Below are 26,141 nucleotides of genomic sequence, written 5' to 3'. Positions count from 1 at the left end.
GGAAGAAAGACAAGCTCGTCCTTGGACTGATCGAAGGAGGTATCTCTAATGGTCAACGGTTCCGCTTCCAGACTTCCAGAAGCCCCCGGATGAGGATGTCCTGGTCATAATAATCAATGGTCTCGCTGGCGCCTTCAAACAGGGAGGCGACGCCCCCTGTGGCGATCACCGTCATGGGGCGCCCCCATTCGGCCTTGATCCGGCGCACGAGACCATCAATCAACTCAATGTATCCAAGAAATACGCCGGACTGCATGGCAGAGACCGTGTCTTTGCCAATTACCTGCGCCGGTTTCTGGATGGCGATTCGGGGCAACTGGGCCGCCGCGTCGTGCAGCGCCCTCATGGATAGATAGATACCCGGCGAAATGATGCCACCTTCAAACGCACCATCGGCGGACACAATGTCGAATGTTGTGGCCGTGCCGCTGTCGATCACCACCAGATCACCCGGATAAGCGACATGCGCGCCCAGCGCGCTCACGATGCGGTCTGCGCCCACCTGTTCCGGATGCCGAACCCTGAGGTTCATGCCTGTCTTCAGGCCCGGCTCGCCTATAAACAGCGGCTCGACATTGAGGTAGCGGCGCGCAAGATTTCTGAAATTGAACTGTGCGTGCGGCACCACGGAGGAGACGACACACCCCTTTACCTCCGAGAGGTCGACCCCCTGCATGTCTGCCAGACGCCAGAGCCAGGATGCGTGATCATCGGCGGTCTTGGTTGAATCTGTTGCGCTGCGCCATTGGTTGACCCAATTCTGCCCATCATGCAGCGCAAACACGGTGTTGGTATTGCCGACGTCGATGACCAGAAGCATGATTCAAGCTTGTCCGATGAGGCTGACTTCGCCCGCTCTTATGATGCGCGCCCCCCCATCGGGCAACCGCAGACGCAGCGCGCCGTCCAGGTCGAGATCTTCAAATACACCCTGCACAAAGGCTTCGCCGACGCGAACGGAGACTTCCTGCCCCCTGCCTTCGGCATAACCGAGCCAGTCCTGACGGAGGCTTTCAAAGCCTCTGCGCGCCTGCGCGATCCGCGCCTCAAAGGCCGAGTGATAAACACCAATAACTTGATTTAGTTCAAGATTTCTACCACTCAGCACGTTGAGACTAGTCGCTGCCTGCCCCACATTGTCCGGCACGTAGGCCACATTGATGCCGGTACCCGCGGCGACCCAGAGATCTGTGCCGGTACCGCCTGTTTCAACCAGGATACCGGACACCTTCTGCTGGGCGATCCTTACATCGTTGGGCCATTTCACCTGAACTGGCGCGTCAGGCGCAAATGTCCGCACGGTATCCACCACCGCCATGGCCGCCGCAAAGGGGACCCGCAACGCGACAGGAATGCCGCCAGGTTCGGCAAAGAGCGCCGTGGTGAAGATGTTCCCGACGGGCGAAGACCAGACCCTGTCCTGGCGGCCGCGGCCTGCGGACTGGGACGCCGCCACGATCCATTGGTCGTCGAACTGCCCGGAGCCGCCGGCCCGCCGTTTTGCCTCGGTGTTGGTGCTGTCTATCTCTTCAAACCGGTAAACCGGCCAGGAAGCGCTCAAGGGGCCAGACCCGCAGCAGCATAGCTTGCCCAGCCACCTGTACCGAGTTCTCCGATGAAGATCATGAACACGACACCAGCCACCACAGCGCAAGCGATCACGGTGCCAAGCACGGACACATCCACCCGCTCGAAAGCTTCCTTCGGTTCATCGAACCACATCACTTTCAGAAGCCGCAGATAATATCCGAGCGAGACTACAGAGGCGATGACCAGCACAATGGCCAGCGGGACAAGATCGGCATCCACGCCCGCGCGCAGGACTTCGTATTTGCCGAAGAAGCCTCCAAACGGCGGCAATCCGGCGACGGAAAGAACGAGAACCGTCATCGCAATGGCAAATACCGGCTGGCGGCGCGCAAGCCCGCCAAGCTCCTGGATGCTCTCGACCATGCCGCCCCGGCGGCGCATTGCCAGAACACCGGCAAAGAGACCCAGCGAAGAGACAACGTAGATCGTGGAGAAGGTGAGCAGCGCCGCCGCGCCGAGCGCCTGCCCCGCCGCCACCGCGACCAGTGCATAGCCGACATTGGCAATCGACGAATAGGCGAGCAGACGCTTGATGTTGGTTTGCGTCAGGCCACCGAGTGACCCGACAATCATCGAGAGCCCCGCCACGATTGCCACGATGAGCTGCCACTGATGGATCACACTGCCGAACAGCGTGAACATCACATTGGCGAAGACGACCAATGATGCAAATTTCGGCGCCGACGCGAAGAACGCAACGACCGGTGTGGGCGCACCTTCATAAACGTCCGGCGTCCAGACGTGCATAGGCGAAGCAGAGATCTTGAACGCCAGGCCGACAATCATCAGCACCATGCCGAACATGGCCCCTACAGACTCCCCTGCCAGCGTCAGACCGTCAAAGGACGTCGTGCCCGTGAACCCATAAACGAGGGACGCGCCGTAGAGCAGCATGCCAGAGGCAAGCGCGCCAAGAACAAAGTATTTGAGGCCTGCCTCGGATGACCGAGCCGAGTCCCGGTGGAAAGCTGCGAGCACGTAGGATGAAAGGCTCAGCGTTTCGATACCCATATAGAGCGTCATCAGGTCGTTTGACGACAGGGTGATGCCCATACCGAGAGAACCGAGAACCATCAGCAGCGGGTATTCGTAGCGGCTGATGCCATGGCGCTTCAGAAAGCCCTCCGACACAAAGACAGCAACGCCAGCCAACGTGAAGCTGATGACCTTGGTGAAGTTGGTGAAGGTTGTCGTCTTGACGAGACCATTGAACGCCTCGCCACCCTGGAGGTGGATGGCAGACAGGGCCGCCGCCCCAAACAGAACCAGCGCGCCTACCTTGTAGGAGAGGCTGTTGAAGCGCTCCCCGACTATGGCGCCGACCAGCACCAGGATAAGGCCGGACGCAGCGAGCCAGAGTTCGGGCGCAAGCGCCTGCAGGATGGATTGAGTGTCGAGCATCGGCTTACTGGCCTCCCGCCATGAGCGCGATGATGCGCGCGGTAGCACCACTGGTGACGGCGAAAATGAGGTTCGGAGCAACACCGAACAGGATCGTCAGCGCCGCGAGCGGGGCAATACAAACCCATTCGATACGGTTCATGTCCTTGATATCCTCAAGGTGGGGATTGGTGATCTCGCCAAAGACTGTCCGGCGATACAGCGTCAGCATGTAGACGGCCGAGAAGATCACACCGAAGGCGGCGCCGAAGGCTGCCCAGGTTGCCGCCTGGAAGCCGCCGACCATGGTGAGGATTTCCCCCACAAAGCCGCTGGTGCCCGGAAGGCCCACATTGGCCATCGTGAACAGCATGAAGAAGCCAGCATAAATCGGCATGCGGCTGACCAAGCCGCCATAGGCGGCAATCTCGCGGGTGTGCATCCGGTCATAGACCACGCCGACGATAAGGAAGAGCGCGCCGGAAATGAGACCGTGGCTCAACATCTGGAAGATGGCGCCCTGAATACCCGTCTCATTGAACGCGAAGATCCCGAGCGTCACGAAGCCCATGTGCGCGACAGAGGAATAGGCAATCAGCTTCTTCATGTCCGTCTGCCGCCAGGCGACGAGCGACGTGTAGATGATCGCCACAATGGCCAGCGCAAACATCATCGGCTGGAAAAACGCACTCGCCTCCGGAAACATCGGCAGCGAGAAGCGCAGCATGCCGTAACCACCCATTTTCAGCAGAACACCGGCCAGCACCACGGAGCCCGCTGTGGGCGCCTGAACGTGGGCATCCGGGAGCCAGGTATGGACCGGCCACATCGGCAGTTTCACCGCAAAGGACGCGAGGAAGGCCAACCAGAGCCATGTCTGAACGCTGGGATCAAAGGCGTATTGCTCCAGCACTTCGAAGTCTGCCGAGCCTGCTGCCTGGATCATGTAGATCGCAGCCACGAGCAGAAGAAGCGAGCCGATCAGCGTATAGAGGAAGAATTTGAAGGACGCATAAATACGGTCCTTCCCGCCCCAGATACCGATGATCAGGAACATCGGGATCAGGCCAGCTTCGAAGAAGATATAGAACAGCACCAGATCCAGCGCCGTGAAAACGCCGATCATGAACGTCTCGAGCACGAGGAAAGCGACCACATATTCGGTCACGCGCTTGTCGATCGAATTCCAGCTTGCCAGCAGGCAGATCGGCGTAAGGAACGTCGTGAGCAGGATCAGCGAAATCGACAGGCCATCGATGCCCAGCTTGTAGCTGATCGGGCCGTACCAGGCATGCTGTTCGACCAGCTGGTAACCCGGCTGGGAGGCGTCGAACGACACAAAGGCCGCCACCGACAGCACAAATGTCGCTGCCGAGATGATCAGCGACGCCATGAGAATGGCGCGGTTCTGCCGGCCATCATCCGCGACTGCGCGGCTGCCGGCCGTTGCCGCCCGCACCAGTACGATCAGCAGCGCCCCGATCAGAGGCAGGAATGTCGTTGCAGTGAGAATGGGGAAACCGCCCATCAGTTGGCCCCTCCGGCCCGCAGCCACAGGATCGCGCCGAAGACAATGGCCGCCCCGATGATCACGAATGCATAGTGATAAAGATAACCTGTGTGGAGTTTTGCGAGTCGGCGGGCGCTGAAGCCGGCAAACCAGGCCACCCCATCCGGCCCGACGCCATCGATGATCTTCTTGTCAGCCTTCCAGAAAATGTTTCCGAGGAAGGCCGAACCGCGAACCAGCGTGGCCTGATAGATCTCGTCGAAATACCACTTGTTTGAGAACAGCGCATGAAGCGGGCCACCGCTGGCCGCAATCCGCGCGCCCACACCTCTGTTGAAGAAGTAGGTCATGCTCGCCAGCACAAAACCGGCGACGGTAACCACCAGAGGCGCCCACAGCACCCATTCGGGAACATTATGGCGATCATGGAGAACGTGGTTCTCTGCAGCGCGGTAGATCGCGCCAGCCCAGAACGCCTCGTTATTTGCCTCGACGAAAGCATCGTAGAAATAGAAGCCGGCGAAAATCGCACCCAGGCTGAGCAGGCCCAGGGGGATGAGCATCACCATCGGGCTCTCATGCGGCGTGTGCGCATGGTGATCGTCAGCAGGATGCTCCTCCCCTTTTACGTCTTCGCTCTCATGGGTGTCGTGATGCCCATGATCGTGATGCTCTCCATGCTGCGTCAGCGGGCCATGGAAGGTCATGTAGATCAGGCGCCAGGAATAGAAGCTCGTCAGGAATGCTGCCAGCAGACCGAACCAGAACGCCATCTGACCGAACATCACCTGCGCGCTGCCACCTGCAAACGTGCTCTCGAGGATCGCATCCTTGGAGAAGAAGCCAGAGAAGCCGAGTTTTGTGTGCGGGATGCCGAGGCCGATGATGGCGATCGTGCCGATCATCATGGCGGCATAGGTCAGCGGCATGAACTTCGCCAGGCCGCCCATACGGCGCATGTCCTGCTCGTGATGCATCCCGTGAATGACGGAGCCCGCACCAAGGAAGAGGAGCGCCTTGAAGAAGGCGTGCGTGAAGAGGTGGAACATCGCCGCTTCGTACGCGCCAACGCCGGCCGCGAAGAACATGTAGCCCAGCTGCGAACAGGTTGAGTAGGCGATCACGCGCTTGATGTCGTTCTGAGCCATGCCCACCGTTGCGGCGTAAAGCGCCGTGACGGCACCAACCAGCGTGATCATGCCCGCCGCATAGAACGTGTATTCATAGATCGGCGAGACGAGGCAGACGAGATAGACACCCGCCGTCACCATCGTCGCCGCGTGGATCAGCGCGGACACCGGTGTCGGGCCTTCCATGGCGTCCGGCAGCCAGACGTGCAGGAAGAACTGTGCCGACTTACCCATCGCGCCGATGAACAGAAGGATACCGATCAGTTCGAGGGCATAAACGCGCTGGCCAAGGAAGGAGATGATGACTTCGCGTGCGGGGGCGGCTTCTGCGAAGGCAGCGGGCGTGACGACCGCATTGTTCCGGATTGCATCCAGAACCGGGCCGAACTCGACGCTGCCGAACACGAAAAACACTGCCATGATGCCGAGGGCGAGACCAAAATCGCCCACGCGGTTGGTCACGAAGGCCTTGATAGAGGCATCATTCGGCGCCTTCTTCGTGTACCAGAAGCCGATGAGCAGGTAGGAGGCGAGGCCCACACCTTCCCAGCCGAAGAACAGCTGGATGAAGTTATCGGCCACCACCAGCATGAGCATCATGAAGGTGAAGAGCGAGAGATAGGCAAAGAAGCGCGCCTTGTGCGGCTCTTCGCTCATATAGCCCCAGGAATAGAGATGAACGAGGCCGGAGACGCCCGTGATTACCGCCATCATGACAATGGACAGCGCATCCACCCGGATCGCCCAATTGGCCTTGAAGTTGCCCACCTCGATCCACGGCATCAGCGTGATGATGTGCTGCTTCAGCTCCTGAGTGCCGTGCGCGGGGCCAGCGGTCAGGTAAGCGTCAAGCGCCGCGTGCGCCTCATGGCCGCCGGCATGACCAAGGCCCGCCACATAGGCAAAGAGCTGGTAGAGCGAGAGCGCACCCGCGGTCAGCACCGTACCAGTGGTGACCAGCATGACGATACGGTCACCAATGATCTTGTGAAACAGACCGAACAGCGCCGCGATACCGGGCGCCAGAACGATGAAAAGAAGAAGGCTATCAGGAAGCATACCCTTATCAGCCCTTCATGAGGTCGACATTCTCAACCGAGATGTCGCGCCGGTTACGGAAATAGACGACCAGGATCGCAAGGCCCACAGCGGCTTCAGCGGCTGCAACCGTCAACACCAGCATGGCAAAGATCTGCCCCTGGATCGTGCCGCTGAAGACCGAAAAGGCCACCAGGTTGATGTTCACGGAAAGCAGGATCAGCTCAATCGCCATCAGGATGACGATGATGTTCTTGCGGTTCACGAAGATGCCGACGACACCGATTGTGAACAGTGCCGCTGACACAAGAAGATAGTGAAATAGGCCCAGTTCCATCTGTCAGATTCCCTGCCCTGGTGTTGGGTCCTTGAGCTCAATAGCGTCCACGCGGCGGCGGCCGGTCTGCTTAGCGATATCCTGACGCTTGATGTGCGGCTTGTGGCGCAGTGTGAGAACAATCGCCCCGACCATCGCCACCAACAGCACAATGCCCGCCAGCTGGAACAGCAGAATGTAGTCGGTATACATCACATAGCCGATGGCTTCCGCGTTGGTCGGCGCATTCGGCGACGCATCCATATTGCCGGTGGGAACACTGCCGCCCGCGACAGAAACAAGCGCCAGTTCCGCCAGCAGAATGACACCCACAAGCAGCGCAAACGGCCAGTACCGGAGGGTTCCCTGCTTCATTTCGACGAAATCGACGTCCAGCATCATCACAACGAACAGGAACAACACGGCCACAGCGCCGACATACACGACCACCAGCAGCATCGCGAGGAACTCGGCGCCAATCAGGACCAGAAGCCCCGCCGCCGAGAAGAACGTCAGAATGAGCCAGAGCACGGAGTGCACGGGGTTTCGCGCTGCGATGACAAACATCGCCGCCAACACGACAACCGCCGCAATCAATGAGAAAGCGATCAACGCCACGGCTTGTTCGCCCCTTCCTGCTAAATGCCAGAACCTGACCGGCCCGGCCCTGCTTCAACCCAGCGCCGCCCTACCGGTACGGCGCATCTAATTCGAGATTCTTGGCGATCAGCCGTTCCCAGCGGTCGCCATTCGCAAGTAGCCGTTCCTTGTCGTAGAACAGCTCTTCGCGTGTTTCAGTCGCAAATTCAAAGTTCGGCCCTTCGACGATGGCGTCCACCGGGCAGGCTTCCTGACAGAAGCCGCAATAGATGCACTTCACCATGTCGATATCGTAGCGCGTCGTGCGGCGAGCGCCGTCTTCGCGGGGTTCGGCTTCGATGGTGATCGCCTGCGCCGGGCAGATTGCCTCGCAGAGTTTACATGCGATGCAGCGCTCTTCCCCGCTGGGATAGCGGCGGAGGGCATGTTCCCCGCGGAAACGAGGCGAAAGCGGGTTCTTCTCGAAGGGATAGTTCACAGTCGCCTTGCGGCGGAACATCTCCCGGACTGCGAGCCAAGATGCGCCGAGAAAATCCGTCAGCAGAGCGCCGCGAAGGGTTTGCGCAAGGGTCATGAGATACCTCCCACGAATGTCACATAGCCAGCCACGAGGATCACCGCTGCCAGCGAAGTCGGCAGGAAAATTTTCCAGCCCAGACGCATCAGCTGGTCGTAGCGGTAACGAGGCACGATGGCCTTCACCAGAGCGAACAGGAAGAAGCAGAACAGCACCTTCCCCATGAACCAGGCAAGGCCGGCGAGGCTGAGGAGAAGCGGCGGCAGGTTTGCCGTAAGCTCAGGCCCCAGGGCAATCGGGCCATGCCAGCCGCCCAGGAACAGGATCGTCATCATCGCGCACATCAGCACGATGTTGAGATATTCCCCCAGCATGAAGAGGAGGTACGGCGTCGAGCCGTATTCGACCTGATAGCCCGCAACCAGTTCAGATTCTGCTTCCGGAAGATCGAATGGCGGACGGTTGGTCTCTGCCAGCGCCGAAATGAAGAAGATCACGAACATCGGCAGCATGACGAGGATCAGCGGGAAATACTGGAAGCTGAACACATGCCAGTTCTGAATGCCGCCATCCTGATTGTTGACGATGGTGGTGAGGTTCATCGACCCGACCAGCAAGATCACGGTGACGATCACGAAACCGATGGACACCTCATAGGACACCATCTGCGCTGCCGAGCGGAGCGCGCCGAGGAACGGGTATTTGGAGTTGGATGCCCAGCCGCCCATAATGATGCCATAGACACCCAGCGACGAGATCGCGAAGAGATAGAGGATACCCACGTTCAGGTTGGCGATAACCCAGCTGGTGCCCGTTTCGGTGCCGGGCGCCACGGGAATGGCCGCCCAGGTTACGAAGGCCAGCGTACAGGTCAGGATCGGCGCCATAAGGAACACAGCCTTGTTGGCGCCTGCCGGGATCACGATTTCCTTCAGCAGGAACTTGCCGAAGTCCGCGAAGGACTGAAGCAGACCGAAGGGGCCGACCACGTTCGGGCCCTTGCGCATCATCACGCCGGCCCAGACCTTGCGGTCCAGCAGCAGAAGGAAGGCAATCGACAGAAGCAGCACCAGTGTGAACAGGCCAATCTGACCCAACACCAGCAGCGGCCCCCAGAGGCTGCCAAGAGACTCGATCGCGTTGCTCATGGCGCCGCCCTACTCTGCCGCTACCGGAGTGTCTAGGCGGCTTGCCAGCGCAGAACACTCGGCCATTGTCTTGGATGCCCGTGCAATCGGGTTGGTGAGGTAGAAATCCACAATTGCAGATTTGAAGGGGGCGCTGCTGAGGCTGCCTGAGGCGTCTGCCACCGGCCGGGAAAGCGCCTCCACGCCGCGTGCGCCGGGGGCGTAGCCGCGGCCGGAGAACACGGTGTTTTCGCCTTCCTTGCCACGCAGGAGCGCACGGAGCTGGTCTGCTGTGTCATAAGGAAGCGGCTTTCCGCAAACCGCTGAAAGGGCACGGAAAATTGCCCAGCCTTCCCGTGCCTCGCCTTTCGGCTGGACGGCGCGCGTGGTCATTTGGACCCGGCCTTCGGTGTTTACGTAAGTGGCGGTCATTTCGGTATAGGCAGCGCTGGGCAGGACGATGTCTGCCCGGCTTGCCCCCGCATCGCCATGGGAACCGACATAAATAACCTTGGAATTTCCAAGCTTTGACAGGTCCACTTCATCAGCGCCGAGGAGCACGACCGTGGAAAGGCCGCCGCCCAGGATTTCGGCGGTTGCAAGGCCGCCTTCCGCCGGCACGAAGCCAACATCCAACGCGCCAACACGGCCAGCTGCGGTATGAAGCACGCCGAAACCGGCCCATTCTTCGGACACCGCACCGACAGTCTGGGACAGTTTATGGACAATTTCGGACAGTTTGAGACCATCCTCGCGACAAAGTGCGCCCTCCCCGACCACAATCATCGGACGCTTGGCATCCTTCAGGACCTGGAAGAAATCACTTGAGGCGAGTTTGTCGAGGTCAGCTGCGCTGGTCCCGAGATGCTCATAGGGATAGGTCAGATCGACAGCCTCGCCGATGAGGCCGATCTTGAGATTGCCCCAGAGCCAGGACTTGCGGATGCGGGCGTTCCAGACGGCGGCCTCAACGCGCGGGTTGGCGCCGATCAGCAGCAGGGCGTCGGCCTCTTCGATACCCATCAGGGTGGGGTTGAAGAGGTAGTGCTCCCGGACACCTGAAGTGCCGTATTGGGCGCCTGCCGGGCGGCAGTCCGTGTTCTTCACGCCGAGGCTGCGGAAGAAGTCCAGCGCGGCCTTGGCCTGCTCGACCTCAATCAGGTCACCGGCGACCACGCCGATCTTGTCGGCACTGGCCGAGAGGGCCGCTTTCACGGCCTCGAAGGCCTCACCCCATGTGGCAGCGCGCAGCTTGCCATTCTCGCGGATGTAGGGACGATCAAGGCGCTGACGGCCGAGGCCATCCCACACGAAGCGGGACTTATCCGACAGCCACTCTTCGTTCACCTCTTCGTTGAGCTCGGGCATGATGCGCATCACGGCATCGCCCTTGGCATCAACGCGGATGGCGGCGCCCATGGCGTCCATCACATCAATAGAAGAGGTTTTGCGCAGCTCCCAGGGGCGCGCATTGAAGGCGTAAGGTTTCGACGTCAGCGCACCGACGGGGCACAGGTCGATGACGTTACCCGAGAGCTCAGACGTCAGCGATTTTTCCAGATAGGTCGTGATCTCGGCGTTTTCGCCGCGGCTGATCATGCCCATTTCTTCGACGCCGGCGACTTCGGCCACGAAGCGGACGCAGCGCGTGCACTGGATACACCGGGTCATGATCGTCTTGACCAGCGGGCCCATGTATTTGTCTTCGACAGCGCGCTTGTTTTCATCATAGCGCGAGGTTGAGCGGCCATAGGCCACCGCCTGGTCCTGAAGGTCGCACTCACCGCCCTGGTCACAGATCGGGCAATCGAGCGGGTGGTTGATGAGCAGGAACTCCATCACCCCGTTGCGCGCCTTTTCGACATAGGCACCACCCGTGCGCACGATGGGGGCAGAGCCATCCCGGTTCGGGCGCATGTCGCCGACGATCTGGGCGCAGGAGGCGATGGGCTTGGGCGCCCCTTCCCACTCGACGAGACACATGCGACAGTTGCCGGCGACCGACAGGCGCTCATGATAGCAGAAGCGCGGGATCTCGGCGCCCGCTTCCTCACACGCCTGCATCAGCGTGTAGTGCTTGGGCACTTCGATTTCCTGGCCGTCGATGTTCAGCTTGAAAGTGTCGGACATGGGACTTCAGAACTCTTCGGAAGGATTGATGCGGGGCTTGCCAGGATTGTCGATGGCGTTGAGGCCAATGGCGAAGCGGGAGAATATGAACTGGGCAACCAGAGCGCCCAGGACCAGCAGATTGAATGGCAGCGCATATTCAATCATGCCATAGAAAAACAGGCCGGCGCTGACGATGGCGAGCACCATGACGCCCCAGAGCGCCTTGACGTAGAAGATAGCCATCAGTGCAAGGATGGCAGAAAGCAGCGAAGCACCGGCGACAGCCATCACGTAAAGCCGCTGGCCTTCAACCACGCCGCCATTGCGCGGCATCACATAGCCCAGCGCAATCGCGACAACCCCGTGAAGGGTGGCCAGCGACAGGCACCAGGACACGATCAGGATGGCGCGGGTGAGGCTCATATTCAGAACTCCTCCGGCAATGCTTGTTCCTGACGATACGCGCCCATCTGTCTAGCCCAATGGATAAACATATAGCTGAGCCCCGCGACAAACGCCGTGCGGAAAAACACCTGCCAGATATTCACGCCAAGTTCTGTGGCCACTGGGAGCTGCATCAAGGCTTTGAGTACGACAGCAGCCACCACAACCCAAAGGAACTTTACTGTAAAAATTGACAGTAACGCCCCCGTAATAAGTACGCCGCTCAATCCATAAAAGATCAGGCCATACCAATCGAGATCCAAGAAACCCATCTCTTCTCGGCCCATGGCATCATAAACCCGGAGAAGGTCGAACGCGTAGCTCCCGGCAACAATCAAGCACCAAAGGATCAACGCAAGATTGGTTTTCCGGAAAGCCTCCACGACGCCTACTCCGCAGCCGTGACGACAGCGCCCTGAACCATTGCGCGGGGCAAACGATACTGGGTGATGCGGTCTTCGATTTCGTGGCGGAAGTGCCGGATCAGGCCCTGGATCGGCCAAGCGGCGGCGTCACCAAGGGCGCAGATCGTGTGGCCTTCGACCTGTTTGGTAACGTCCAGCAGCGTGTCGATCTCGTCATGCTCGGCTTCGCCGCGCACCATGCGCTCCAGCACGCGCCACATCCAGCCGGTGCCTTCACGGCACGGCGTGCACTGGCCGCAGCTTTCATGTTTGTAGAAATAAGCGAGGCGGGCGATCGCCTTGATCAGGTCCGTCTGCTTGTCCATTACGATCACAGCGGCCGTGCCGAGGCCGGATTTCAGATCACGCAGCGTGTCGAAATCCATATAGGCGTCCATGATCTGCTCTGCCGGCACCATCGGCACAGATGAGCCGCCGGGGATCACGGCCTTGAGATTATCCCAGCCACCGCGAATGCCGCCGCAATGGGTTTCGATCAGCTCACGGAAGGTGATCGACATCTCTTCTTCGACATTGCACGGCTTGTTCACATGGCCGGAAATGCAGAACAGCTTCGTGCCTGAATTGTTCGGGCGGCCAAAGCCGGCAAACCACTGCGCCCCGCGGCGCAGAATTGTGGGCGCCACAGCGATGGATTCGACGTTATTCACCGTGGTTGGGCAGCCATAGAGACCGGCATTCGCCGGGAATGGCGGCTTCAGGCGCGGTTGGCCCTTCTTGCCTTCAAGGCTTTCGAGCAGCGCGGTTTCCTCGCCGCAAATGTAAGCACCGGCGCCATGGTGTACATAGAGATCAAAATCCCAGCCGTTCACATTGTCCTTGCCGATGAGCTTGGCCTCATAGGCTTCCTTGACGGCCTTTTCGAGCGCATGACGCTCGTTGATGTATTCGCCGCGGATATAGACATAGCATTTGTGGGCGCGCATCGCGCGGCTCGCCACCATGCAGCCTTCGATCAACAGATGCGGATCGTGGCGGAGGATTTCGCGGTCTTTGCACGTCCCGGGTTCGGACTCGTCGGCGTTGACGACGAGATAGTGCGGACGGTCGCGCACTTCCTTCGGCATGAAGGTCCATTTCAGGCCGGTCGGGAAGCCGGCGCCGCCGCGGCCGCGCAGGCCCGATGCCTTGATCTGGTCGCAGATCCAGTCCGGCCCCATGGCGAGCATTTCGCGCGTCAGGTGCCAGGCCCCGCGCTGCTTGGCGGCTTCCAGGCCCGGCGAATGCAGGCCGTAGAGGTTTGTGAAGATGCGGTCCTTGTCCTGCAACATGGCCTAGTCCTTCTTGTCCTTCGGGGCGGACATGCCGTCCTTTGTTGCATCCGGCTTGCTGGTCGTGTCGATCAGCGTCGCCTTGCCTGCTGTCGGCTCTTCGCGCTTCACATTGGTCGGCGCGCCAGCATCTGGGCGGCCGGTAGCTTCGGCGGTGGCCTCCCCTGCCGGCTCCGGCAGGTTTGGCAGTGTCTTGACCGAATTGCGGCTGCCATCGAAGAGCGCTTCGTCCGTCAACGTCTTGGCACCGCCTTCTGGGGCGCTGTTGACGCGATCAATCTGCGGGCCGGGCGCAACCTCCACGCCATTCTTCAGCCGGCCGATGATCTGCGCCAGGGAGTCCGGTGTCAGGTCTTCGTAGTAATCGTCGTTGATCTGCACCATCGGCGCATTCACGCAGGCGCCGAGACATTCAACCTCTTCCCAAGAGAGGCGCTTGTCATCGGTAACGTACATCTGATTGCCGATCTCGCGCTTGCAGACCTCTTTCAGGTCATCCGCGCCGCGGAGCTGACAAGGCGTGGTGCCGCAAAGCTGGAGATGGAACTTCCCAACCGGCTGGAGACGGAACATCGTGTAGAATGTGGCGACCTCGTAGACGCGGATGTAGGGCATCTCCAGACGGTCAGCGACTTCGCGCATGGCCGGCTCGGAGAGCCAGCCATTGTTGTCCTTCTGGGCGAGCCAGAGCAGCGGGATGACCGCCGAGCGCTGCTTGTCCGCCGGATACTTGCCCCGCCAGAACGCAATCTTGTCTTCTGTCTCAGGCTTGAAGGAGAAGCTGTCGCCGCCCGCCTCAAGATCAAACCGGCGCAATGCCATCTACTGCTCCTTCGCAAGCGGAACGGCAACGCGGCCCGCTTCGTCAATTGGCCAGAATGGATTGTAGGCAACTTCCCAGGCATTCCCTTCGGGGTCTGCAAAGTAGCCGGAGTATCCACCCCAGTATGTCTTGTGCGGCGGCTTGGAAATGCGTGCGCCTGCACGCTCCAGCCGGCTGAAAATCTCGTCCACCTCTTCGGCAGAGCGTGCGTTGAACGCCAGGGCGAAGCCCTTGAAGGCGCCCTTGCGATCATCGGAAACGCCCGCGTCAGCGGCGAGCTTGGTTTCGTCCCAAAGGTCGATCACGAGGCCGCCGGCGTTGAAGAACGCCACCTCGCCTTTGACGCCGCGATCCTCAAACCCCAGAACATCCGTGTAAAAACGTATCATGCCGGCGAGGTCGCGAACCCCGACGGTGATGACCGATACACGCTGTTCCGGCAGAACGCCCATCAGACCGCCCCAGCCCTCGCAAAATCGACGCGGGCGATCTTGCCATCGCGGAGGGTATAGATGGCGGCCACCTCGAAGGTTTCACCGCCAGGCGAACGCTCCACCGCTTCGTGATCGATCACGGTCGTGCCGAGATCGATCCGGTTGACCAGTTTTGCGCGGTTCTGCGGGAACTGAGCGAAGAGGTCTTCGTGACGCTTGCGGATGGCGTCCAGACCCTTCTGGTTTACCCCGCCATTCAGCGTCGCGAGTTCGGCATCGTCTGCATAGCAGGCGAGGAAAGCGTCGATATCCTGATTATTATAGGCTTCCAGCTGCCGTTGGATGAGATCAAACGAAGCGCTCACCGGTCGATCTCCCCGAACACGATGTCGAGTGTACCGAGAACCGCGGACACGTCTGCCAGCTGGTGGCCCTTGCAGAGATGGTCCATCGCCTGGAGGTGCGGGTAGCCCGGGGCGCGGATCTTGGCGCGATAGGGGCGGTTTGTCCCGTCTGCCACGAGGTAAACACCGAACTCACCCTTGGGGGCTTCGACAGCGGCGTAGCATTCACCTTCCGGAACGTGGAAGCCTTCCGTGTACAGCTTGAAATGGTGGATCAGCGCTTCCATCGAATTCTTCATCTCGCCGCGGCGCGGCGGGGAGAGTTTCGAACCGGCCAGAAGCACCGGACCAGGACCATCCTTCGCCATCAGGTCGATGCACTGGAGAATGATCTTCACGGACTCGCGCATCTCTTCCATGCGGCAGACATAGCGGTCGTAATTGTCGCCATGGCGGCCGACAGGAACTTTGAAGTCCAGTTCGCTGTAGCATTCATAGGGCTGCGCACGTCGCAGATCCCAGGCGAGGCCAGAGCCGCGCAACATGACGCCGCTGAAGCCCCAATCGAGGATCGTGCGCTGGTCGACCACGCCGATATCGACGTTGCGCTGTTTGAAAATACGGTTTTCGGTAACGAGGCCCTCGATCTGGTCGAGCTTCTCGGGGAATTGCTCGCACCAGGCGGCGATATCGTCGATCAGGCGCTGGGGTAGATCCTGATGGACGCCGCCGGGACGGAAATAGGCCGCGTGCATACGGCTGCCCGATGCACGTTCATAAAACACGCAGAGCTTCTCGCGTTCCTCGAAGCACCAGGTGATCGGCGTCAGCGCGCCCACATCCAGCACGCCACTACCGATGTTCAAGAGGTGCGACATGATCCGGCCGATTTCCGAGTACATGACGCGGATGAGGCTGGCGCGGCGGGGTACTTCCACCCCGAGCAATTTCTCAATGGCGAGGCACCAGGCGTGTTCCTGGTTCATTGGCGAGCAGTAATCGAGCCGGTCGAAATACGGCATACCCTGAAGGTAGGTCTTGTATTCCAGCAGCTTTTCCGTGCCACGGTGGAGAAGGCCGATATGGCTGTCCACGCGGGTAACGATCTCGCCGTCAAGGTCGAGGATCATGCGCAGCACGCCGTGGGCGGCGGGGTGCTGAGGCCCGAAGTTCAGCGTGAACTTGCGGTCGTCCATGTCTGCGATATGAGCCGTATCAGCCATGTTTACCCCCAAGCGACTTTGAGACGCCTCTTGCAATTGGACATGCACCGGGTTCTGCCGCAGCCAGTGTATCAGGGAGACAACAAGCAACGGACTCCATAGATGCGGCCGCTAACGAACCCATCCCGTGCGACCTTGCTTCCATACCCGAGATAGTATCGATGAAATCCTGCTTTTCGGCCGCTACTCGTTCCGCGCTCAAATCCCAACGTTGCTCCACCAAAGCCCAATAACGGTCGGCGGCTAGCCACGCTTCGACCCGACCTTGATCAGTAGCAAATCGCACACGCTCATGCTCAGACAGAGCAAAACAAGTGCCTACCTGCAGAGAGAGTGCGCTCAAGATCTCCTCATCTTTTTCCGCATGGGCAGGAAGCCCCGATATTGTGGCCACAGACAAAAGAGATAATAGGCATAAGGAAGAAAGATGCCTCATTTGACTTCCCCGCCACCAGCTTTCTCGTCGCCGGGAATGACGCTGGTCATGCCTTCCCAGGGCGAGAGGAAATCGAAATTGCGGTATTCCTGAGCAAGCTTCACGGGCTCGTAGATCACGCGCTTCTCGAGGTCGTCATAACGAACCTCATAGTGCCCGGTCAGCGGGAAGTCCTTGCGGAGCGGCCAGCCTTCGAAACCGTAATCGGTGAGGATGCGGCGCAGATCCGGATGGTCGGCAAACTGGATGCCGTACATGTCGAACGCTTCACGCTCGAACCAGTTGGCAACCGGCCAAAGGGATACGATGCTCGGGACCGCCGTTTCCTCATCGGTGCGTATCCGCACGCGGATGCGGTGGTTCATCCGCATCGACAGGAGGTGGTAAACAACTTCGAACCGTTCCGACCGCTCGGGGTAATCCACGCCGCAGACATCAATGAAGGTTTCAAAGTTGCATTGCTGATCGTCCCGCAGGAAACGCAGCAGCGGGACGATATGGTCCCGTTCGGCCAGAAGCGTCAGTTCGCCCACGCGGATCTGCCAGCTGCGCACGGCGTCGGGCATGCGGCTTTCGATATGGGCTGCAAGTTCGGAAAGCGCCTGAGTATCCATTGTCGTCACCATCAGCGCTCAAGCGAGCCTTCGCGCCGGATCTTCTTCTGCAGCTGCAGGAAGCCGTAGACGAGAGCCTCAGCGGTGGGCGGGCAGCCCGGAATGTAGATATCCACAGGAACGATGCGGTCGCAGCCGCGAACGACGCTGTAGCTGTAATGGTAATAGCCGCCCCCATTGGCGCAGCTGCCCATCGAGATCACATAACGCGGCTCCGGCATCTGATCGTAGACCTTGCGGAGCGCGGGCGCCATCTTGTTGGTGAGCGTACCGGCGACGATCATCACGTCTGACTGGCGCGGCGACCCGCGCGGCGCCATGCCGAACCGCTCCAGATCGTAGCGCGGGTTACCGGCGTGCATCATTTCCACAGCGCAGCAGGCCAGACCGAACGTCATCCACATCAGCGAGCCGGTACGCGCCCAGCTGATCAGATCATCCGCTGCGGCCGTGAAGTAGCCCTTGTCCGCAAGCTGATCTGAAAGGCCGGAATAGAACGGGTCATCATCGCCAGGCCGGAAGCCGCCTTCGACCCCTGCCCGCGCGCCACCCAGCGCATATGGTTTGTAGGAATTGTCAGACATCATTCCCACTCCAGAGCGCCGCGGCGCCATTCATAGACAAAGCCGACCGTCAGCACGCCAAGAAACACCACCATCGACCAGAAACCGACAACACCGATCTCTCCCAGGCTGATCGCCCAAGGGAACAGGAAGGCAACCTCAAGGTCGAAGATGATGAACAGGATGGCGACGAGATAGAATCGCACATCGAACTTCATGCGGGCATCATCGAAGGCCGGGAAACCGCACTCATAGGCGGAGTTCTTTTCCGGGTCGGGCTTCGAAGGAGCCAGAAGCACGTTCCCGATCACGAAAAGACACGAAATCACCGCACCGATCACCAGAAAAATGATGACCGGGAGATAGTCGAGGGCAAGCCGTTCAACTTCCGTCATAGTGCAATTGCTCCCATTGCGTTGCCGCCCGATTAGGACGGTTTCCCGCCGGGCGCAACTGACGCGCATCTGTAATCGCAGCGCCTCGCAGTATATCCTGCGAAAACGCAATTTCACGGGTCACTTGCTGCGGCGGTCGGTCACGGAGGAAGCAGGAAAGCCCTGTATTTGCGAATAATTCTCAATCACGCGCGCTTATGCTGCTCATAATGCGCCGCCGCGCCGATCAGCGGCGCCACCGGCTCCCGCATCAGCCATACGGGACAGTTCTCGAGGTAGTGACTCATCGGTCCGCGCGTCACGAATCGCTCCCTGGCCGCAGCCGTTTTGAGGAAATCCGAGATGCGCTCACTGACGCCGCCCGCAAGCACCACACCCCCGAGCGCGCCATTGGCAAGAACAAGATCTCCTGCAGCGCCCAGTACAGCCAGCGCCCGCACTTCGATGAGCGTGCGGAAGAGTTCATCCCCCGAATCGGCGCGCTGGCGCATTTCTTCAGGCGTGAGTTCGAGCAGAGGCCGGCCGAAAATCTCGCAGAAGGCCGCGTGAACCTCATCTAGCCCGCTGCCGGAGGCAACCAGTTCGTTCGACACATATCCATGATCGCGCGTCAGCAGGCGGGCGAGCGCATGTTCCACATCGGTGCGTGGGGCATAGGCCATATGCCCCCCTTCCCCTGACACAACGCGCCAACGGCCTTCCGGCTCGGACAACAAGGTCGCCACCCCGAATCCCGTGCCCGGCCCGGTCACCAGCACCGGGGCACCCGGCTTTGGCGTACCGGGAAAAATGCAGTCGAACGAATCATACGCAAATTCGGGAACGGCGCGCGCCATCGCGTGAAAATCGTTGATCAAGCACACGTCCTGAAAGCCAAACCTTTCCTTCACGCCGCCGGCGGAAACATGCCAGCCGCGATTGGTCAGCGTGACTTCCTGATTCTCGATGGGTCCAGCGAGCGCAAAACACGCCTCCGACACCTCGGCTCCGGTCTGGTCGAGATATTGCTGCAGCGCCTCATCAAACGCGCCGAACCCGTCCCCAGCGAGCTTCTCGAAATGCTCGATGTGCAGCTTGCCATCCTGGCGTGATGCCAGGGCGAAACGGGCGTTGGTGCCCCCGATATCGCCGACAAGGATCGGTTGCTGCATCGCTCAAGCCCCTGCGCCAAGAAAACGAAACGGGCTGGCGCCACAATCGGCCGTGCTGGCGGCATGCCGGAAGAGATCAAACATTTCGCGGCCAAGGCCCGTCGCAGGCCGGTTTGGGCGGAACTCGGCGGGCGCGCGGGACGCAAACTCCGAAGGATCGACTTTCAGGTCGAGGCGCCCAGTCTCGCCATCCAGCCGGATGATGTCGCCATCCCGCACCCGCGCCAGCGGGCCACCGCGTGCCGCTTCCGGCGCGACATGGATGGCGGCGGGGATCTTGCCGCTGGCGCCGGACATGCGTCCGTCCGTCACCAGAGCCACCCTGTAACCCCGGTCCTGCAGCACGCCGAGAACGGGCGAAAGGCCGTGAAGTTCCGGCATGCCGTTGGCCGCCGGCCCCTGGAAACGCACAACCGCGACGAAATCCCGGTCGAGCTGGCGCGCCTCAAATGCCTCACGAAGCGCCTCCTGTGTATCGAAGACGAGAGCGGGCGCTTCGACGATACGGTTCTCGGGCTTGATCGCAGAGACCTTGCAGACGCCGCGCCCGAGCGGGCCATCCATAAGCCGCAAACCGCCATCAGCCGAGAAAGGCTCGCTGGCAGGCCGCAGGACATCCCTGTCGCCGCTGACATCGGGCGCAGGCCGCCAGGCAAGCGCGCCATCCTGGAGGAACGGCTCGTGACTATATTCGGCCAGCGTTCCCATCACCGCAGACGCATCCCCGTGCAACAGGCCAGCATTGATCAGCTCCCGGACAAGGAAGCCCATGCCTCCCGCCGCATGAAAATGGTTCACGTCCGCGCCGCCATTCGGATAGATCCGCGCCATCAGCGGGGTCACGCGGGAGAGGTCAGCAAAATCTTCCAGCGTCACCTCCAGCCCTGCAGCGGCCGCCATCGCCGGGATGTGAAGGGCATGATTTGTCGAGCCGCCCGTTGCCATCAGGCCGACGATCGCGTTGACCAGCGAGCGGGCGTCGACAAGTTCCCCGGCCGGCCGGTAATCGCTGCCCTGCGCGGTAATGGCGGCCGCGCGCTGAGCGGCAGCACGGGTCAGCGCAGCACGAAGCGGCGTACCCGGATTGGTGAAAGCAGCGCCGGGCAGATGAAGGCCCATGACTTCCATGATCATCTGGTTCGAGTTTGCCGTGCCGTAGAAGGTACACGTGCCCTGGGCGTGGTAGCTTTCCGCTTCTGCCTTGAGCAGAGCGTCCCGGCCGACCTTACCTTCGGCGAACAACTGCCGGATACGGACTTTCTCCGGATTGGGTAAACCGGAAGGCATTGGGCCGGCCGGAACGAAGATCGAGGGCAGCCAGCCAAAGCGCAGCGCAGCGATCACCAGCCCCGGCACGATCTTGTCACAGACGCCCAGATGCAGCGCCGCATCGAACGCATCGTGAGACAGGCCGATCGCTGATGCCATGGCAATGATGTCGCGCGAGAACAGCGAGAGTTCCATACCCTCCTGCCCCTGTGTGACGCCATCGCACATCGCCGGAACGCCGCCCGCCACCTGCGCCACAGCATTCACCTCCCGCGCAGCATCCCGGATGATCTGCGGATAGGTTTCAAACGGCGCGTGGGCAGACAGCATATCATTGTAGGACGTGATGATGCCGATGACAGGCCAGCCAGCGCCAAGGATCTGTGCTTTCTCGATCACCGCGCACCCCGCAGATGCATGGGCGATATTCCCCTCGTGGAGACGTGTACGCGCATAGGCCTTGGGGCGCCGGCTACGGATCATTTCAAGATAGGCGGCGCGGGAATCCTTTGACCGATCCTCGATGCGGCGGGTGACTTCCTCGACAGTGGGATGCAGCGGCGACATGGATCAAGGTGCCCAAATGATGGAGAGGCGGCGGCCCAGCCCCTCGATGGCCCGGCGCACCGGATATAGCTGCTCGTCGCCCTTCAGGGCGTGCTCGAGCGCCGTTCTCTTGTCTTCCCCGAATACCAGGAGAATACCCGCCTCGGCATTGCAGACAGGGTCCGCCGTCAGCGTCATGCGGTGCCGGAACTCTCCAGCGACGGGCGTGTTGCTTGCATCTATTGCAGCGATGACGGCGCCATCTTTCGGATACATCGCCTGCTCCAGCCCCATTGAGCCGGGAAACCAGCTTGCGGTGTGTCCATCCGGCCCCATTCCAAGCAGAATGCAGGAGAGTGGTGAAAGATACGGCGCATACGCGGCTGCGCGGCTGGCTACTGCGCTGGCTGGCTCTGCATCTGCCGTTTTCATCGGGACGAAATGCGCCGCAGAGGCGGGCCCTTTCAGAAGTTTTTCCCGGACGGCCTTTTCGTTCGACTCCGGATGATCAGGCGCAACCCAGCGCTCATCCACCAGCCCGACGGTGACCTTTTCCCATTCAAGATGCTCCTCGGCCAGCAGGCTGAACATCCGGCCCGGCGACGTGCCGCCAGAGACCATGAAACTGGCCTGCCCGTCCCTTGCGATGGTTCTCGACAAATGAAGCGCGGCGAGTTCAGCAGCGAGCGCTGAGGCAGCTTCCCGGTCATCCAGAACTATGAGGCGTGAATCCATCTGCTTAACTCTCCTTCCACCAGCTTCGATTATCGCGGTCCATGAGCATGGCAGAAGACATCGGCCCGTCCGTACCCGCCGGATAGGTCTCCGGTTCGTATCCGCTGGATTCCCAGGCTTCTATAAGCCCATCCACCCAGCGCCAGGCCGCCTCCACTTCATCTCGCCGCATGAACAGCGAGAGATTGCCACGCACCACATCCATCAGCAGGCGCTCATACGCATCGGGATAACGCAGCATGAAACTCTCCGCATAGGAAAGGTTCAAAGGCAGGGATTTGACCCGCAAGCCGCCCGGCCCCGGCTCCTTGATCTGCACATAGAGGCGCACGGCCTCATCCGGCTGAAGGCGGATCACCAGTTTGTTTACGTTTCCGAACTGTTCACCGAACAGATTGTGGGGCGCACGCTTGAACTGGATCACGATATCGGAATGGCGCGAAGACATACGCTTGCCAGTGCGCAGGTAGAATGGCACGCCGGTCCAGCGCCAGTTGCTTATCTCTGCCTTGATTGCAACGAAGGTTTCCGTCTTGCTGCCCTCGGGGGCGGACAGTTCCTCGACATACCCCTTCACGGGCTGCCCGGCATGAATCCCGGCGGCATATTGCCCGCGCACCGTCAACCGCCGCGCATCGGTCTCTGTTACCGGGCGAAGCGCCTTGAGCACTTTTATCTTCTCGGTACGGATGTCATCATCGTCGAGATCATTGGGCGGCTCCATCGCCGTGAGGCAAAGGAGCTGCAGCAGGTGGTTCTGCACCATGTCCCGCAGCGCGCCAGAGCGGTCGTAATAGTCCGCACGCCCCTCAAGCCCAAGATCTTCTGCCACCGTGATCTGAACGTGATCGATATAGTTCTGCGACCAGAGCGGCTCGAACAGAATGTTGGCGAAACGCAGCACCATAAGGTTCTGTACCGTTTCCTTGCCGAGATAATGGTCAATCCGGAACACCTGCCGTTCGGCGAACACTTCCGCCACACCGTCGTTGATCGCCTGCGCGGAAGCAAGGTCAGTGCCGATCGGCTTTTCAAGCACAACCCGCGAGAGACCGCCCGAAAGACCGACTGCGCCAAGCGCCCGGCAGATATCGACATAGAGGTGCGGCGACGTCGCGAGATAAAAAATCCGTGGGCGCTCTCCCTCGGACGACAGCTTGCTTTTGAGCCCCTCCCAATCGCCTTCCGGATTGGTGGCATCAATGGTGACATAGTGCAGGATCTTTTCGAACTTGTCCCAGGCGGCTGCATCCCAGGACTTCCCTGATGCCTTTTCACACGCTTCCCGGGCGACAGTCCGATAAGCCGCCGTATCCATATCCGACCGCGCCGTGCCGACGATGGTGGAGTTTTCGGGGATCTGCCCATCGACCCAGCGGTGGTAAAGCGCGGGAAGAAGTTTGCGCCGGGACAGGTCACCCGTGCCGCCAAAAATCACGATGTCGAAGGGTTCAACAGGAACAAATTTTGCCACCGGGGCGCTTCCTCTCTCAGGTCGGCTGCCACAGGGAGCCGAGACAGTTTCAGGCCTTATATGACGCTTCCAAACAAAATGACAACGTTAGTCATGGCGCCCTGTTATCCAATGCCCCAATCCATACTCCAAAAGGCGCCAAACGCTCCGGAAGACGCATCGTTCCATCCGACGCCAGGAGTGTTCGGGCCGCTGGGAGGGGTATGCCAACCTCTTGCGGCGCGTTCGCCAGGTTGAAAAGGCACAGCACGCGCTCCTCTTCAAAGCTGCGCTCGATTGCCAGCATGTCCGCAGGTGCGTCTGGAAAACTCACTTCACCGAGCCTGAATGCGGCCGAACTGTTGCGCAGCGCAATCACCTGCCGCGTGAACTCCAGCACCGAGAAGGGCTGACCATACTGCGCCGCCGCCGCTTGAAGCGCATGGCCTGCGCCGACGGGTAACCACGGCTTCACCTCAGAAAAACCGGCATAGCTGTTGTCGTTGATCCAGGGCATCGGCGTACGGGCGCCATCCCGCCCGAGCGTCAACGGCCAGTTGGCGATAGCTTCCGGGTCCTGCAAATCTTCAAAGGCGATCTCGGCTTGCGTCAGCCCCAGCTCCTCCCCCTGATAGAGGATGGGGTTGCCGCGCAGGCAGAGCAGCAACGCATTGGTCAGCTTGGCATAGGCCGCAAGATCACCGCCGGGCGGGCACCAGCGGCTGATGCAGCGGGGGGCGTCATGGTTGGAGAAGGCCCAGGCTGCCCACCCTTCACTGAACGGGCCCGCCCAGTTCATCTGGGCGGCTTTCACCCGGCGGGCCGACAGCGATTTGGCGTATAGAAAGTCAAAGCTGTAGGCCGAGCTGAGCCGGCCTTCGGCCGTAAACGCGCGCATTTCGGGTATCGGATCAGGCCCCGGAATTTCGGCAACCGTATAGATATCGCCATAGCCATCGGCGAGTTTGCGCACCCGCTCCATGAATAACGGAATATCCGGGTGCGACTGGTTGTGAATATGGTGCTGCAGGTCAAATGGCCGGGTGATCGTGCGCCCCTCGGCCGGCCAGGGTGGATTGTCCCGGAATTCGGGATCAAACATCGCAAAGTTGATCGCATCCAGCCGGAAACCATCCACGCCCCGATCCAGCCAGAATTTCGCGACGCCGAACAGCGCGTCCTGAACCTCGGGATTGTGGAGGTTCAGCTGGGGCTGGCCGGAGAGAAAGTTGTGCATGAAATACTGACCGCGGCGCGCGTCCCATGTCCAGGCCGGGCCGCCAAACACCGACTGCCAGTTGTTAGGCGGCGTGCCATCGGGCTTGGGATCGCGCCAGACGAACCAGTCTGCCTTGGGGTTTGATCGGGAAGCGCGGCTCTCCATAAACCAGGCATGCTCATCAGAGGTGTGGGCATAAACCTGATCAATGATGACTTTCAGGCCGAGAGAGTGCGCTTTTTCCAGAAGCGCATCGAAATCTGCCAGGGTTCCGAACACCGGATCGACATCGCAATAGTCCGACACATCATAGCCGAAATCCTTCATCGGCGATCGGAAGAAGGGCGAGATCCAGATGGCCGACACGCCGAGCGCCGCGATATGATCGAGGCGGCGGGTGATCCCCGGCAGGTCTCCCACGCCGTCCCCATTGGAATCCTGATAGGAGCGCGGATAGATCTGGTAGATGACCGCGCCGCGCCACCAGGGTTGCGTATCTTGGCTCATGCGGACCTCCCGAACTGCGCTCCATCAAGGTCTCGGCCGCTGCGCCGCCAATGACAAGGGGGCCGCGCCAAATGGCACAGGCGACTGCGTTCTGAATTGTCTGGAAAAGGCGCCTGGCAGGGGCAGAGGGACTCGAACCCCCGACCTGCGGTTTTGGAGACCGCCGCTCTACCAACTGAGCTATACCCCTAAGGCTGGAAGGCATTTGCCCCAACTCTGTGATTGCTGCAAGCCTGTGCCTGATAAAGTCACAAGGGAGATTTCACGCTATGCCCCGCCTGCCCTATCCGGAAGACCTCAGCATCCTCGCCCCCGGCGGCGACAAAGTGCTGGGAAACCTCGCCCCATTGAATGTTTTCAAGATGCTGGCGCATGCGCCGCATATGCTGAAACCTTTTGTTTCGATGGGCACAGCTTTCCTGATCAAGGGCAAGATGGACCCTGTTACGCGCGAATGCGTGGTCCTGCGTGTGGGGTATCTCTCCGGCGCAAGCTATGAGACGACCCAGCACGAGGCGATTGGCTTGGCTGTCGGCATGACACCCGCCCTCATTGAAGCCGTGAAGGAGGGGCCTGGCGCCTCCGGATTGACGGAAGAGCAGCAGATTGCACTCAGCTTCACCGACCACCTTGTCGCAAATCCCCGCCCTTCCGATGCCCAGGTGGAAGCCGTCAGAGCGCATTTCGGGCTCGCAGGCCTTGAGGAACTCGTCCTGCTGACCGGCTATTACATGATGGTCTGCCGCTTCCTGGAAACCTTCGGAGTCGACATCGAAGACGGCGGGCCGAAGGGCACGGCCATCATCGACCGCAAACAGCCATAAAAGAAAACGGGCGGCAGTTGCCTGCCGCCCGCTTCACTTTTCGCCGGAGCGAGAAGCTTATTTCTTGATTTCGGACACGACGCCGGCGCCGACGGTGCGGCCGCCTTCGCGGATGGCGAAGCGCAGGCCTTTGTCCATGGCGATC

Annotated in this window: 26 protein-coding genes, 1 tRNA gene and 1 pseudogene; 1 reads left to right on the top strand and 27 read right to left on the bottom strand. The window is 60.4% G+C overall.

Translation table 11 applies throughout. The annotated features are described in order from the left end of the window. Positions 1-52: 52 nt before the first annotated feature. The 26 genes from ACQKI2_RS06925 to ACQKI2_RS06800 all read right to left on the bottom strand — a co-directional run bounded on the left by ACQKI2_RS06925 (position 53) and on the right by ACQKI2_RS06800 (position 25,362). The gene (locus ACQKI2_RS06925; RefSeq protein ID WP_427379142.1) at positions 53-823 is read right to left on the bottom strand and encodes a type III pantothenate kinase; all 771 of its coding nucleotides are present in this window, start codon (positions 821-823) and stop codon (positions 53-55) included. Continuing rightward, a complete protein-coding gene (locus ACQKI2_RS06920) occupies positions 824-1,561 on the bottom strand; it encodes a biotin--[acetyl-CoA-carboxylase] ligase (RefSeq protein WP_427378968.1) in 738 nt (245 codons plus the stop codon). Further along, a complete protein-coding gene (nuoN, locus tag ACQKI2_RS06915) occupies positions 1,558-2,991 on the bottom strand; it encodes an NADH-quinone oxidoreductase subunit NuoN (RefSeq protein WP_427378967.1) in 1,434 nt (477 codons plus the stop codon). Before nuoN ends, ACQKI2_RS06920 begins: the two co-directional genes overlap by 4 nt. A 4-nt stretch (positions 2,992-2,995) precedes the next feature. Then, positions 2,996-4,498 (bottom strand): NADH-quinone oxidoreductase subunit M, encoded by a 1,503-nt coding sequence (locus tag ACQKI2_RS06910; RefSeq protein ID WP_427378966.1) that lies wholly within the window; start codon positions 4,496-4,498, stop codon positions 2,996-2,998. Beyond that, positions 4,498-6,669, bottom strand: coding sequence for an NADH-quinone oxidoreductase subunit L (nuoL, locus tag ACQKI2_RS06905; RefSeq protein ID WP_427378965.1), 2,172 nt, complete (start codon positions 6,667-6,669; stop codon positions 4,498-4,500). Before nuoL ends, ACQKI2_RS06910 begins: the two co-directional genes overlap by 1 nt. A 7-nt stretch (positions 6,670-6,676) precedes the next feature. Next, complete coding sequence (nuoK, locus tag ACQKI2_RS06900) at positions 6,677-6,985, bottom strand: NADH-quinone oxidoreductase subunit NuoK (RefSeq protein WP_427378964.1); 309 nt, start codon at positions 6,983-6,985, stop codon at positions 6,677-6,679. 3 nt (positions 6,986-6,988) lie between these two features. After that, complete coding sequence (locus ACQKI2_RS06895; protein WP_427378963.1) at positions 6,989-7,582, bottom strand: NADH-quinone oxidoreductase subunit J; 594 nt, start codon at positions 7,580-7,582, stop codon at positions 6,989-6,991. A gap of 70 nt (positions 7,583-7,652) precedes the next feature. After that, on the bottom strand, positions 7,653-8,138 hold the full coding sequence (gene nuoI / locus ACQKI2_RS06890; RefSeq protein ID WP_427378962.1) for an NADH-quinone oxidoreductase subunit NuoI: 486 nt from the start codon (positions 8,136-8,138) through the stop codon (positions 7,653-7,655). Further along, positions 8,135-9,229, bottom strand: coding sequence for an NADH-quinone oxidoreductase subunit NuoH (gene nuoH, locus ACQKI2_RS06885; RefSeq protein ID WP_427378961.1), 1,095 nt, complete (start codon positions 9,227-9,229; stop codon positions 8,135-8,137). The genes nuoI and nuoH overlap by 4 nt, the downstream gene beginning before the upstream one ends. A 9-nt stretch (positions 9,230-9,238) precedes the next feature. Then, a complete protein-coding gene (gene nuoG, locus ACQKI2_RS06880) occupies positions 9,239-11,338 on the bottom strand; it encodes an NADH-quinone oxidoreductase subunit NuoG (RefSeq protein ID WP_427378960.1) in 2,100 nt (699 codons plus the stop codon). A gap of 6 nt (positions 11,339-11,344) precedes the next feature. After that, complete coding sequence (locus ACQKI2_RS06875) at positions 11,345-11,743, bottom strand: hypothetical protein (protein WP_427378959.1); 399 nt, start codon at positions 11,741-11,743, stop codon at positions 11,345-11,347. A gap of 2 nt (positions 11,744-11,745) precedes the next feature. Further along, positions 11,746-12,147: a hypothetical protein gene (locus ACQKI2_RS06870; protein ID WP_427378958.1), complete on the bottom strand. Its 402-nt coding sequence runs from the start codon at positions 12,145-12,147 to the stop codon at positions 11,746-11,748. 5 nt (positions 12,148-12,152) lie between these two features. Beyond that, on the bottom strand, positions 12,153-13,460 hold the full coding sequence (gene nuoF / locus ACQKI2_RS06865) for an NADH-quinone oxidoreductase subunit NuoF (RefSeq protein ID WP_427378957.1): 1,308 nt from the start codon (positions 13,458-13,460) through the stop codon (positions 12,153-12,155). A gap of 3 nt (positions 13,461-13,463) precedes the next feature. Next, complete coding sequence (gene nuoE, locus ACQKI2_RS06860) at positions 13,464-14,282, bottom strand: NADH-quinone oxidoreductase subunit NuoE (RefSeq protein WP_427378956.1); 819 nt, start codon at positions 14,280-14,282, stop codon at positions 13,464-13,466. Next, a complete protein-coding gene (locus tag ACQKI2_RS06855) occupies positions 14,283-14,735 on the bottom strand; it encodes a VOC family protein (RefSeq protein ID WP_427378955.1) in 453 nt (150 codons plus the stop codon). Then, positions 14,735-15,082, bottom strand: a complete 348-nt coding sequence (locus ACQKI2_RS06850) for an SgcJ/EcaC family oxidoreductase (RefSeq protein WP_427378954.1) — start codon at positions 15,080-15,082, stop codon at positions 14,735-14,737. The genes ACQKI2_RS06855 and ACQKI2_RS06850 overlap by 1 nt, the downstream gene beginning before the upstream one ends. Continuing rightward, the gene (locus ACQKI2_RS06845) at positions 15,079-16,284 is read right to left on the bottom strand and encodes an NADH-quinone oxidoreductase subunit D (RefSeq protein ID WP_427378953.1); all 1,206 of its coding nucleotides are present in this window, start codon (positions 16,282-16,284) and stop codon (positions 15,079-15,081) included. Before ACQKI2_RS06845 ends, ACQKI2_RS06850 begins: the two co-directional genes overlap by 4 nt. Positions 16,285-16,716: 432 nt before the next feature. Further along, positions 16,717-17,334 carry an NADH-quinone oxidoreductase subunit C gene (locus ACQKI2_RS06840; RefSeq protein ID WP_427379141.1) on the bottom strand — a complete coding sequence of 206 codons (618 nt, stop codon included), beginning with the start codon at positions 17,332-17,334 and terminating at the stop codon, positions 16,717-16,719. Positions 17,335-17,345: 11 nt separating this feature from the next. Continuing rightward, positions 17,346-17,948, bottom strand: a complete 603-nt coding sequence (locus ACQKI2_RS06835) for a NuoB/complex I 20 kDa subunit family protein (protein ID WP_427378952.1) — start codon at positions 17,946-17,948, stop codon at positions 17,346-17,348. After that, complete coding sequence (locus ACQKI2_RS06830; RefSeq protein WP_114105581.1) at positions 17,918-18,292, bottom strand: NADH-quinone oxidoreductase subunit A; 375 nt, start codon at positions 18,290-18,292, stop codon at positions 17,918-17,920. Before ACQKI2_RS06830 ends, ACQKI2_RS06835 begins: the two co-directional genes overlap by 31 nt. Before the next feature lie 185 nt (positions 18,293-18,477). Then, on the bottom strand, positions 18,478-19,443 hold the full coding sequence (locus ACQKI2_RS06825) for a glucokinase (RefSeq protein WP_427378951.1): 966 nt from the start codon (positions 19,441-19,443) through the stop codon (positions 18,478-18,480). A 3-nt stretch (positions 19,444-19,446) separates the two neighbouring features. Next, positions 19,447-21,279, bottom strand: a complete 1,833-nt coding sequence (gene edd, locus ACQKI2_RS06820) for a phosphogluconate dehydratase (protein ID WP_427378950.1) — start codon at positions 21,277-21,279, stop codon at positions 19,447-19,449. A gap of 3 nt (positions 21,280-21,282) precedes the next feature. Beyond that, positions 21,283-21,993, bottom strand: coding sequence for a 6-phosphogluconolactonase (pgl, locus tag ACQKI2_RS06815; RefSeq protein WP_427378949.1), 711 nt, complete (start codon positions 21,991-21,993; stop codon positions 21,283-21,285). Positions 21,994-21,997: 4 nt separating this feature from the next. Next, a complete protein-coding gene (zwf, locus tag ACQKI2_RS06810) occupies positions 21,998-23,467 on the bottom strand; it encodes a glucose-6-phosphate dehydrogenase (RefSeq protein ID WP_427378948.1) in 1,470 nt (489 codons plus the stop codon). Between the two features lie 91 nt (positions 23,468-23,558). Next, a complete protein-coding gene (locus tag ACQKI2_RS06805) occupies positions 23,559-25,172 on the bottom strand; it encodes an alpha-glucosidase (protein ID WP_427378947.1) in 1,614 nt (537 codons plus the stop codon). 114 nt (positions 25,173-25,286) lie between these two features. Continuing rightward, positions 25,287-25,362, bottom strand: a tRNA-Trp gene (locus tag ACQKI2_RS06800). Positions 25,363-25,441: 79 nt separating this feature from the next. Here ACQKI2_RS06800 and ACQKI2_RS06795 point away from each other — a divergent pair. Continuing rightward, positions 25,442-25,996: a carboxymuconolactone decarboxylase family protein gene (locus ACQKI2_RS06795; protein WP_427378946.1), complete on the top strand. Its 555-nt coding sequence runs from the start codon at positions 25,442-25,444 to the stop codon at positions 25,994-25,996. A 57-nt stretch (positions 25,997-26,053) separates the two neighbouring features. Here the strand turns inward: ACQKI2_RS06795 and ACQKI2_RS06790 are convergent. Next, positions 26,054-26,141 (bottom strand): annotated as a pseudogene (locus tag ACQKI2_RS06790) (hypothetical protein); the annotation flags it as partial.

The organism is Hyphomonas sp. NPDC076881 (genome assembly GCF_050269995.1).
Taxonomy (GTDB): Bacteria; Pseudomonadota; Alphaproteobacteria; order Caulobacterales; family Hyphomonadaceae; genus Hyphomonas.
Note: the sequence above shows the minus strand (reverse complement) of the source record. Positions and strands in the feature narration are given on the sequence as shown.

Bases quoted from the DNA above. Each gene is read 5' to 3' on its own strand.
- nuoF (WP_427378957.1), bottom strand. From the start codon at position 13,460: ATGTTGCAGGACAAGGACCGCATCTTCACAAACCTCTACGGCCTGCAT.
- ACQKI2_RS06825 (WP_427378951.1), bottom strand. From the start codon at position 19,443: ATGCAGCAACCGATCCTTGTCGGCGATATCGGGGGCACCAACGCCCGT.
- edd (WP_427378950.1), bottom strand. From the start codon at position 21,279: ATGTCGCCGCTGCATCCCACTGTCGAGGAAGTCACCCGCCGCATCGAG.
- ACQKI2_RS06875 (WP_427378959.1), bottom strand. From the start codon at position 11,743: ATGAGCCTCACCCGCGCCATCCTGATCGTGTCCTGGTGCCTGTCGCTG.
- nuoH (WP_427378961.1), bottom strand. From the start codon at position 9,229: ATGAGCAACGCGATCGAGTCTCTTGGCAGCCTCTGGGGGCCGCTGCTG.
- ACQKI2_RS06795 (WP_427378946.1), top strand. From the start codon at position 25,442: ATGCCCCGCCTGCCCTATCCGGAAGACCTCAGCATCCTCGCCCCCGGC.
- pgl (WP_427378949.1), bottom strand. From the start codon at position 21,993: ATGGATTCACGCCTCATAGTTCTGGATGACCGGGAAGCTGCCTCAGCG.
- nuoE (WP_427378956.1), bottom strand. From the start codon at position 14,282: ATGGCATTGCGCCGGTTTGATCTTGAGGCGGGCGGCGACAGCTTCTCC.
- nuoL (WP_427378965.1), bottom strand. From the start codon at position 6,669: ATGCTTCCTGATAGCCTTCTTCTTTTCATCGTTCTGGCGCCCGGTATC.
- ACQKI2_RS06855 (WP_427378955.1), bottom strand. From the start codon at position 14,735: ATGGGCGTTCTGCCGGAACAGCGTGTATCGGTCATCACCGTCGGGGTT.
- ACQKI2_RS06830 (WP_114105581.1), bottom strand. From the start codon at position 18,292: ATGACGGAAGTTGAACGGCTTGCCCTCGACTATCTCCCGGTCATCATT.
- nuoG (WP_427378960.1), bottom strand. From the start codon at position 11,338: ATGTCCGACACTTTCAAGCTGAACATCGACGGCCAGGAAATCGAAGTG.
- ACQKI2_RS06835 (WP_427378952.1), bottom strand. From the start codon at position 17,948: ATGGCGCCGCGGCGCTCTGGAGTGGGAATGATGTCTGACAATTCCTAC.
- nuoI (WP_427378962.1), bottom strand. From the start codon at position 8,138: ATGACCCTTGCGCAAACCCTTCGCGGCGCTCTGCTGACGGATTTTCTC.
- ACQKI2_RS06910 (WP_427378966.1), bottom strand. From the start codon at position 4,498: ATGGGCGGTTTCCCCATTCTCACTGCAACGACATTCCTGCCTCTGATC.
- ACQKI2_RS06805 (WP_427378947.1), bottom strand. From the start codon at position 25,172: ATGAGCCAAGATACGCAACCCTGGTGGCGCGGCGCGGTCATCTACCAG.
- nuoN (WP_427378967.1), bottom strand. From the start codon at position 2,991: ATGCTCGACACTCAATCCATCCTGCAGGCGCTTGCGCCCGAACTCTGG.
- nuoK (WP_427378964.1), bottom strand. From the start codon at position 6,985: ATGGAACTGGGCCTATTTCACTATCTTCTTGTGTCAGCGGCACTGTTC.
- ACQKI2_RS06845 (WP_427378953.1), bottom strand. From the start codon at position 16,284: ATGGCTGATACGGCTCATATCGCAGACATGGACGACCGCAAGTTCACG.
- ACQKI2_RS06840 (WP_427379141.1), bottom strand. From the start codon at position 17,334: ATGGATACTCAGGCGCTTTCCGAACTTGCAGCCCATATCGAAAGCCGC.